General features: G+C 75.5%; 4 protein-coding genes. All 4 read right to left on the bottom strand.

Annotated features, from left to right (window positions below; all coding sequences use genetic code 11):
• Positions 1 to 126: 126 nt before the first annotated feature.
• Positions 127 to 5010 carry a condensation domain-containing protein gene (locus tag GA0070616_RS25045; RefSeq protein WP_139128990.1) on the bottom strand — a complete coding sequence of 1628 codons (4884 nt, stop codon included), beginning with the start codon at positions 5008 to 5010 and terminating at the stop codon, positions 127 to 129.
• Between the two features lie 100 nt (positions 5011 to 5110).
• Positions 5111 to 6919 (bottom strand): non-ribosomal peptide synthetase, encoded by a 1809-nt coding sequence (locus tag GA0070616_RS25040; protein WP_091088268.1) that lies wholly within the window; start codon positions 6917 to 6919, stop codon positions 5111 to 5113.
• 7 nt (positions 6920 to 6926) lie between these two features.
• Positions 6927 to 7961: a TauD/TfdA family dioxygenase gene (locus tag GA0070616_RS25035; protein WP_091088265.1), complete on the bottom strand. Its 1035-nt coding sequence runs from the start codon at positions 7959 to 7961 to the stop codon at positions 6927 to 6929.
• Positions 7962 to 7990: 29 nt separating this feature from the next.
• Positions 7991 to 8803, bottom strand: coding sequence for a thioesterase II family protein (locus GA0070616_RS25030; protein ID WP_245712892.1), 813 nt, complete (start codon positions 8801 to 8803; stop codon positions 7991 to 7993).
• Between the last annotated feature and the right edge of the window lie 120 nt (positions 8804 to 8923).

Genomic DNA, 8923 nt, shown 5'->3' with positions numbered 1-8923 from the left:
GCCCCGGTCGCGGGTGGCCGGAGGAACGGAAAAGGCCCCGGCGGCGCGTTGACCTGAGGCTAGTCAGCGCACCGCCGGGGCAGCGGCAGTCGGCGAGGCAGGATGGGGTCCGCCCGGCGGCGGGTTCTACCGGGCGCCCGCCCCCGTCCGTCGGCGCAGCGCGGGTCGCGCGGGGGCGGACGAGGCCGCGCCCGCGGCGAGCCGTTCGGCCAGCGCGGCCACCGTGGGTGCCTGGAACACGTCCCGGATGCTGACCTCCACCGACAGCGCGGTGCGGATCCGGTTGACCAGCCGCACGGCGAGCAACGAGTGCCCGCCGACCCGGAAGAAGTTGTCGGTGTCGCCGACCGGTCGCCCGTCGAGCGCCTCGGAGAACAGCGTCCGCAGCGTCTCCCGCCGTGGGTCGGGGGGCGTGGCGGTGTCGGCCGTGGCACCGGGGGCGGGCAGGGCGGCGACGTCGAGGCACCCGTCGGGGGTCAGCTGCAGCGTCGGCACGACCACGACGTCCACCGGCACCAGCGCCTCGGGCAGGGTCCGGGCGGCGTGCCGGCGCAGGTCCGCGGCGACGACGCCAGGGCCGGCCGCGACCACGTACGCCACCAGGCGCGGCCCGTCGGCGGGGTCGGTGTGGACAGCGACGGCGGCCCGCCGTACCGCGGGGTGCCCGGCCAGGGCGGCGACGACCCGGTCCGGGTCGACGGGGGTCGTGCCCACGGTGAGCCGGCGGTGGACCCGAAGGCTGCCGTCGGCGGCCCAGCTCGCCACGGTGCCGGTGCGCACCATCCGCCCGCCCACCGGATCGCACGGGGCGGCCACGAACCGGGCGGCGGTGGCGCCGGGCCGGTGCGGATACCCGCTGGCGACGGCGGGGCCGCACAGGTACAGCTCGCCGCGAACCCCGACGGGCACGGGGCGCAGTCGTTCGTCGAGGACGTGACAGTGGTCCCCGATCCGGGCCACCGCCGGCCGGGTTCCGGCCGGGGTGGACGACGGGCCGGTCCCGGCCGGGGTGGACGACGGGCCGGTCCCGGCCGCGACAGGCGACGAACCGTCCGGGGCGGGCGACGGGGCGACCGGGTGGAGCAGAGCCCAGGGGCCGGCCTCGGTGGATCCGAGGGCGGTCAGCAGGCGCAGGCCCGGATGCCGGCGGCGCACGGCGTCCAGGTGCGCACCCGGTGGGTTGCCGGTGGTGACGACCTGCCGCAGCCGGCCGAGGGCCGTGGGGTGTTCGTCGGCGAGCAGCGCGAGCAGGTCGGCCGGCAGCGCCAGCGAGGTCACGCCGTGCGTGGTGACCAGCTCGGCCACCCGTTCCGGGGCGGATGGGACGGGAGCCGGCAGGACGCAGGTCGCGCCGGAGCTGAGCCCGGCCCACAGCGCGGCGGTGAACTCCGCCGTCACGGGCGCCTGCCAGGGCAGCCACACCTGCCCGGGGCCGGTGTCGGGTAGCCGCCCGACCAGCGCCCGGTGCGGCAGTGCCACCGGGCGGGGCGGGGTGCCGGTGACGAGGACGACGGCGGTGTCACCGGGGGCGACGGTCGGCCCGGCGGGCACGTCGGGGTGCTGCCGCCAGTCGTCGGCGTCGAGCCGCACGGTGCGCCCGGGTGGCAACCCCGGCAGCAGCCGGGCGGCCAGCGCGCCGGTGGTGACCAGGGCGGCGAGGGTGACGGTGGCGGCGTGGGCGGCCGGCTGGTCCGGGTCCAGGGGCAGGTAGGCCGCTCCGGCCCGCAGGGCGGCGAGGGCGGCCAGCGGCAGGTCCGCGCCAGGGGCCAGCAGCACACCGACGACGTCGCCCCGGCCGACACCGAGGGTGGCCAGGTGCCGGGCGAGCCGGTCGGCGTCGGCGACCAGGCCGGCGTACGACACGGGGCCGCGCGTGGTGACCAGGGCGACCGCGTCGGGCGAGGCGGCGGCGCGGGCGGCGACCAGGTCACCGATGCCGGGGCCGGCCGGAGAGTTCGGGTGGGTGGCGGTGAGTCGGCGACGCTCGTCGGCGGTGAGCACCTCCAGCGCACCGACGGTGGTGTCCGGGGCGGCGACGGCCTCGCGCAGCAGCCGGGCCAGCCGCTCGGCGAGCCGGTCGGCGGTGGACCGGTCGAACAGGTCGGTGGCGTACTCCAGCACGCCGGTGATGCCGTTCGGCGTGGCCCCGTCGCGGTCCTCGCGCACGGCGAGGGTGAGGTCGAACTTCGCGGTGCCGGTGTCGAACGGCAGCGGCGACCCGGCGAGTACCTCGCCGCCCGGCCGGGGCCCGGTGCTGTCCTGGAGCACCAGCGTGACCTGGACGAGGGGGTGGTGGGCGGTGGAGCGGGTCGGGTTGATCTCCTCGACGAGACGTTCGAAGGGTACGTCCTGGTGGTCGTAGGCGGCCAGGTCGGCGTCGCGGACCCGGGCCACCAGGTCGGCGAACGTGGGGTCACCGGAGACGTCGGTGCGCAGCACCAGCGTGTTGACGAAGAAGCCCACCAGGTCGTCCAGGGCCTCGTCGCCGCGACCGGCGACGGCGGTGCCGACGGGGATGTCGGTGCCCGCGCCGAGCCGCGACAGCAGGGTCGCGAGGCCGGCCTGGAGCACCATGAACACCGTCGCCCCGGTGTCGCGGGCCAGCCGCAGCACCGCGGCGTGGGTGCGCGCGTCGAGGGCGAAGGGCACCACGTCGCCGCGGTGGCTGGACACGGCCGGGCGGGGCCGGTCGGTGGGCAGCTCCAACACCTGCGGTACGCCGTCGAGCGTGCGCCGCCACCAGGCCAGCTGCCGCCCGAGCAGGCTGTCCGGATCGTCGGCGACGCCGAACAGGTCCCGCTGCCACAGGGTGTAGTCGGCGTACTGGACGGGCAGGGGCGCCCGCTCGGGGGTCCGCCCGGCGGCACGGGCCGCGTACGCCTCGGCGAGGTCGCGCAGCAGCGGGCCGGTGGACCAGCCGTCGGAGGCGATGTGGTGCACCAGCACCACCAGCAGTTGGCTGTCGTCGTCGACCCGGACGAGCCACACCTTCAGCGGAATCTGCGCGCCGAGGTCGAACACGTGGCCGGTGGTGGCCTCGACCACGCCGGGCACCTCGGCGGCGGTGACGTCCAGGACGGTCACCTCCGGCTCCACCCGGTCGAGGACCACCTGGAACGGCTCGCCGTCGACGGCGGCGTACACGGTGCGCAGCACCTCGTGCCGGGCGACGACGTCGCCGACTGCGGCGGTCAGGACGGTCGGGTCGAGCGGACGGTCCAGGCGCAACACCACCGGGACGTTGTACATCCGGTTCGCCCCACCCATCTCGGTGAGGAACCACAACCGGCGCTGCGCGTACGACAGGGGCACCTGGTCGGGGCGGGTCGTCGGGGTCAGCGGCGGGCGGGTGCCTACGCCGGTCAGCTCCCCGATGCGCCGGTCGAGGCCGGCGACGGTGGGGGTGCGGAAGAAGTCGCGCAGTCCGACCTCGACGCCGAGCACGCCCCGGATCCGGTTGACGAGCTTGGTGGCGAGCAGGGAGTGTCCGCCGTGGCGGAAGAAGTTGTCGTGCGGCCCGACCCGGTCGACGCCGAGGGCGGCGGCGAACATGTCGCAGAGGATCTCCTCCCGCGCCGTCAACGGCCCGTCGGGGGTGGCGGTGCCGCCGGGTCCGCCGGTGGCCGGGGTGTCGGTGGCGGTGCGCAGGGCGGCGCGGCGGGCGTCGAGGCCGGCGCGGTCGGCGTCGGTGAGCACGTCGAGGGTGCCCAGGGCGGCGGCCGGGTCGGCGGCGACGGCGCGCAGCAGCCGCAGGTACGCCGCCAGCAGCAGCTGCGCCGTGTCGGCGTCGAACAGGTCGGTGGCGTACTGGACCTGCACCTCGACACCGGCGGGCGCGCCGGCGTCGTCGCGCACCTCGGTGCAGAAGACCGTCAGGTCGAACTTCGCGGCGTCCAGGGTGGCCGGGCGGACGGCGGCGGGCAGGTCGCCGACGCGCAGCCCGGCCGGCGGGGTGGTGTCGACGGTGAGCATGACCTGGAAGAACGGGTGGTACGCCAGGGAGCGGGCCGGGTTGAGACGTTCCACCACCAGGTCGAACGGCACCTCCTCGTGCGCGTACGCGGCGAGGTCCGCCGCACGCACCCGGGTCAGCAGGTCGGCGAAGCCCGGGTCGCCGGAGGTGTCGGTGCGCAGCACCACGGTGTTGACGAAGAAGCCCACCAGGTCGTGCAGCGCCTCGTCGGGCCGGCCGGCGACCGGCGCGCCGATCGGCACGTCCTCCCCGACGCCGAGCTGGGTCAGGGTGGCGGCCAGACCGGCCTGCATGGCCATGAACATGCTGGCCCGTCGGGTGCGGGCGAGGTCGGCGAGGAGGCGGTGGCTGCCGGCGTCGAGCCAGCCGGTGACGACGCCGCCGCGCCGGGTGGGTTCGGCGGGGCGGGGCCGGTCGGTGGGCAGGTCCAGCACGGCGGGCGCGCCGGCCAGGGTCTGCTTCCACCAGGCGAGCTGGGTGGCCAGCACGCTGTCCGGGTCGGACTCCTCCCCCAGCAGCTCCCGCTGCCACAGGGTGTAGTCGGCGTACTGCACCGGCAGCGGTTCCCAGTCCGGGGCGTGCCCGGCGACGCGGGCCGCGTACGCGGTCGACAGGTCCCGCAGCAGCGGGCCGGTGGACGCGCCGTCGGTGGCGACGTGGTGCAGCAGCAGCACCAGCGTCGACTCCGCGCCGGTGACGAACAGCCGCACCCGCAGGGGTGGCTCGGCGGTGATGTCGAAGGTGCCGGCGGTGAACTCGGCGACCCGGGCGGCCACCTCGGCGGCCGGGCACTCCACCACGGACAGGACGACGTCGCGGCCGTCGAGGACCCGCTGCACCGGTTCGCCGTCCACGGACGGGAACACCGTGCGCAGCACCTCGTGCCGGGCCACCACGTCGGCCACGGCCGCGCCGAGCGCCGCCCGCTCGGGCACGCCCGACAGGGCCAGCACCACCGGCACGTGGTACGTCGCCGACGGGCCCTCCAGACTGTGCAGGAACCACAGCCGGCGCTGCGCGTACGACAAGGGGATCACGGGCACTCCTCCTGCTCGACCACGACCGGACCGTCCGTCGCGCCGTGGGGGTTCGTACGGCGTGCGGGCCGCCCGCAGGGACGGCCCGCACGCCGGGGGGTCAGGCCGACGCCGCCTCCAGCCGGGCCTCGATGGCCCCGGCCAGGTCGCGCAGCTTCGGGTTCTCGTAGACGGTGCGCACCGGCAGGCTCAGCCCCAGCTCGGCGCGGACCCGGGAGACCAGCTTGATCGCCAGCAGCGAGTGGCCGCCCAGTTTGAAGAAGTTGTCGTCGGCGCTGATCGACGGCGCGCCCAGCACGTGCGACCAGACGGCGGCGATCAGCTCCTCGACCCGACCGGCCGGCCGCTGCCCGACGGGGGTGTCGGGCACCGACTGCGGCGTCGGTGCGGGCAGTGCGGCCCGGTCGAGCTTGCCGCTGTTGGTCAGGGGGAAACGGTCCAGGGCGACGAACGAGTCCGGCACCATGTACCCGGGCAGGCTCTCCGCGGCCCGCTCGCGCAGCGTGGCCGGGTCGACCGGCCCGGTGGACCGGTGGTAGGCGACCAGCGCCGGCTCCTGCCCGTCGTCGGCGCGGACCACCACGGCCACCTCGGCGACAGCCGGGTGCCCGGCGAGCACCGCCTCGATCTCGCCCAGCTCGATACGGTGGCCGCGCACCTTGACCTGGCCGTCGACGCGGCCGTGGAACTCCAGCCGCCCGTCGGGCAGCTGGCGGCACCGGTCGCCGGTGCGGTACATGCGTCCACCGTCGCCGGCCGGGTCGGCGACGAACCGCTCGGCGGTCAGACCGGGCCGCCGCCGGTAGCCGCGCGCCACCCGGGAGCCGGCCAGGTACAACTCGCCGATCTGCCCGGCGGGGACGGGGGCGAGGGTGTCGTCGAGCAGCCGCAGGCGCAGCCCCGGCAGCACGCTGCCGATGTGCGGCGGCACCTCGCCGGTGATCCACCCGGCGGTGGCGTCCACGGTGCACTCGGTCGGCCCGTACAGGTTGACCGCGCGCAGCACCCCCGCGTCGACCAGGTGGGCCAGCCGATCCCACAGGCCGGCGCTGATCGCCTCGCCGCCGACGAGCAGGGTCAGCGGGCGGCCCTGCGCGGCACGCGCCGAGCCGGTGAGGTGTTCCAGCAGCGGGTCGGCGTGCGACGGGGTGATGTCCAGGTCGGTCAGCGCGGCGTCCTCGACCAGCGCGCCGAGCAGCGCCGGGTCGGTGCGGGTCTGCTCGTCGAGCATGACGACGGTGTCGCCCCGGCACAGGCGTACCCACTGCTGCACGGAGGCGTCGAACGACGGCGAGGCGTTCCAGGCGACCCGGCCCGCCTCCCCGACCACGACGCCGGTGGCCTCCAGTTCGGCGAGCAGGGCGCTGACCGCGCCCCGACTGACCTCGACGCCCTTGGGGCGGCCGGTGGAACCGGAGGTGTAGATGACGTAGGCCAGCGTGTCCGGGAACACCGGCACGGGCCGGTAGCCGGTCGGCGTCCCGCCGGGTGCGGCCAGGTCGGCCACCGGCACCCGGGGCACGTCCCCGACGGGGGTCCCGGCGTCCGTGTCGTCGACGACCAGCAGGTCGGCGCCGGAGTCCTCGACGAGGTAGCGACGCCGGTCGGCGGGCAGGCGCGGGTCCACCGGCAGGTAGGCCGCGCCGGCGGTGAGCGTGCCCAGCAGGGCGGCCACCAGGTCCACGCCCCGGGGCAGGCACAACGCGACGACGGTCTCCGGTCCGACGCCCCGCGCGGTGAGCCGGTGGGCGATGCGGGCCGCCCGGTCGCGCAGTTCGGCGAAGGTGACGGTGACGTCACCGGCCACGACGGCGGGCCGGTCGGGCGGCGCGTCGGCGAGGCGGTCGAGCAGGTCCCGGCTGGCGGCCGGCGGTACGGTGGCGGCGAAGTCGATCACTGCACTGGTCATGGCCGGCTCACTTCCCGAACGGGGTGGTCGCCGGGGCGGGGCTGGGCTGGCAGTCGGCCAACGACACCTCGTCACCCATCGCCACGACGATCTTGCGGGCGCCGGTGAACGCCTCCCGGCCGTGGGCGCACAGGATGTTGTCGACCATCAGCAGGTCGCCTCGCTGCCAGGTCTCGCGCACGGTGACCCGGTCGTAGACGTCGTTGATGGCGGAGACCTCCTGCGCGGTGAGCGCCGAGCCGTCGCCGACGTACGTGTCGAAGGGCAGGCCGTCCTCGCCGTAGGTCTCCAGCAGGACCTCGCGCACGTCCGGGTCGAGGGTCCACCGGTTCCAGAAGGCGTAGTGGTTGAACCAGGACTGTTCGCCGGTGACCGGGTGGGTGATGATCGCGGCGCGGCGCTGGCGGGTACGCAGTTCGCCGTCGGGCAGCCACTCGTGGCCGATGACGTTCTCCCGGCAGTACTCCTCGACGCCGGCCGGGTCGTCGGTGGCGAAGCTCTTGTGCCACGGCAGACCGGCCAGCTCGGAGAAGTTGCGCACCAGCAGCCAGCCGGCGGCGGCGAACCGGTCGCGCAGGTGCGCCGGCATCAGCCGCAGCGCCTCGCGCATGTCGCCGACGGTGGTGGCGCCGCCGGTCTCGGGGGCGGTGAGGCAGGCGAACAGCAGGGTGCCCGGGAAGTCGAGGGTGTAGCTGTTCTCGTTGTGCAGCCGGATGGGCTGCACGGCGGGCAGGTCGGTGGAGGAGAAGACGCCCTCGCCGAAGTCGGTACGCGGGGTGGCCTTCTCCCGGTACCCGGTGCGCTGCGGCATCAGCACGTCGCGGACCCGGGCGAAGTCGGTGGTGTCGGCCACCGGCAGGCCGCGGACCATGACGGCACCGGAGCGCAGCAGCTCGGCACGGACGGCCTGCCGGTGGGCGGTGACCCACGCCACGGCGGCGTCGATCCCGTCGATCGGCGGGGTGACGATGACGGCCGGCTTGCCCGGCTCGCGGCGCACGTCGAGGTGGGCGGCGGGCACCACCTGCGCTGTGGGTGACATCGGGGATCCTCCTGGGGATGGGTGGGTGGTCAGGCGTACTCGGGCCGGACGGTGACGCCGTCGACGACCGTGGTGACCAGGGACAGGAAGTCGTCCACCTGGTCCTGGAAGTAGAAGTGGCCGCCGGGCAGCACGTGCGTGGTGACGGCCGCGCGGGTGACGTCGGCCCAGCGGCCGAGGGCGTCGGCCGGCACGACGGGATCGACGTCGCCCCCGATCACGGCGACGGGGCAGTCCAGCGGCGTCGTGTCGGCGCACCGGTAGGCGTCGTCGATGGCGAAGTCGGCCCGGATCGACGGCAGCACCAGTTCCCGCAGCTCGGGCTCGTCGAGGATGCCGTCGTCGGTGCCACCGCGTTCCTTGATGGCGGCGACGAGCTGGTCGTCGTCGAGCGTGTCCGGGTGCACGGGGCTGGGGTTGGGCAGGAACGGGGCCCGGCAGGCGGAGGCGATCAGGGCGCGCGGGGGGCGACCGGCCGCGGTCAGTGCGCGGGTGACCTCGTACGCCACCAGGGAGCCCATGCTGTGCCCGAGCACGACCAGGTCGTCGGTGTCGGGCGGCAGACAGGCCACGATGTCCTCGACGAGGTCGGCCATCCGCTCGGGCAGCGGCTCGGTGAACCGGGCACCGCGCCCGGGGTACTGACCGACGAGCAGCCGTACGCCGGCGGGCAGGCGCTCCCGCCACGGCGCGTACGCGTGGGCGTTGCCTCCGGCGTGCGGAAGCACGAGCAGTGAGGTGCGGTGGGCCTCGCCGTCGTCGCCGGGGAGCACCCAGACGACGTCCTCGGGCGACGGGTGGCTGGCCGGCGTGCCGCCGGTCGGGTGTCGGGCAGGGTTCACGATGCGCTCCATTCGTCGACGCGCGTGAGATGACATCGGATGAATAATCAGGAATGAGTGGTGTGCGATTGATAGAGGCATTCGCACGTGTGATCCCATTCGGGCTGAGCCTATCGGGGC

The organism is Micromonospora nigra (genome assembly GCF_900091585.1).
GTDB lineage: Bacteria > Actinomycetota > Actinomycetes > Mycobacteriales > Micromonosporaceae > Micromonospora > Micromonospora nigra.
Note: the sequence above shows the minus strand (reverse complement) of the source record. Positions and strands in the feature narration are given on the sequence as shown.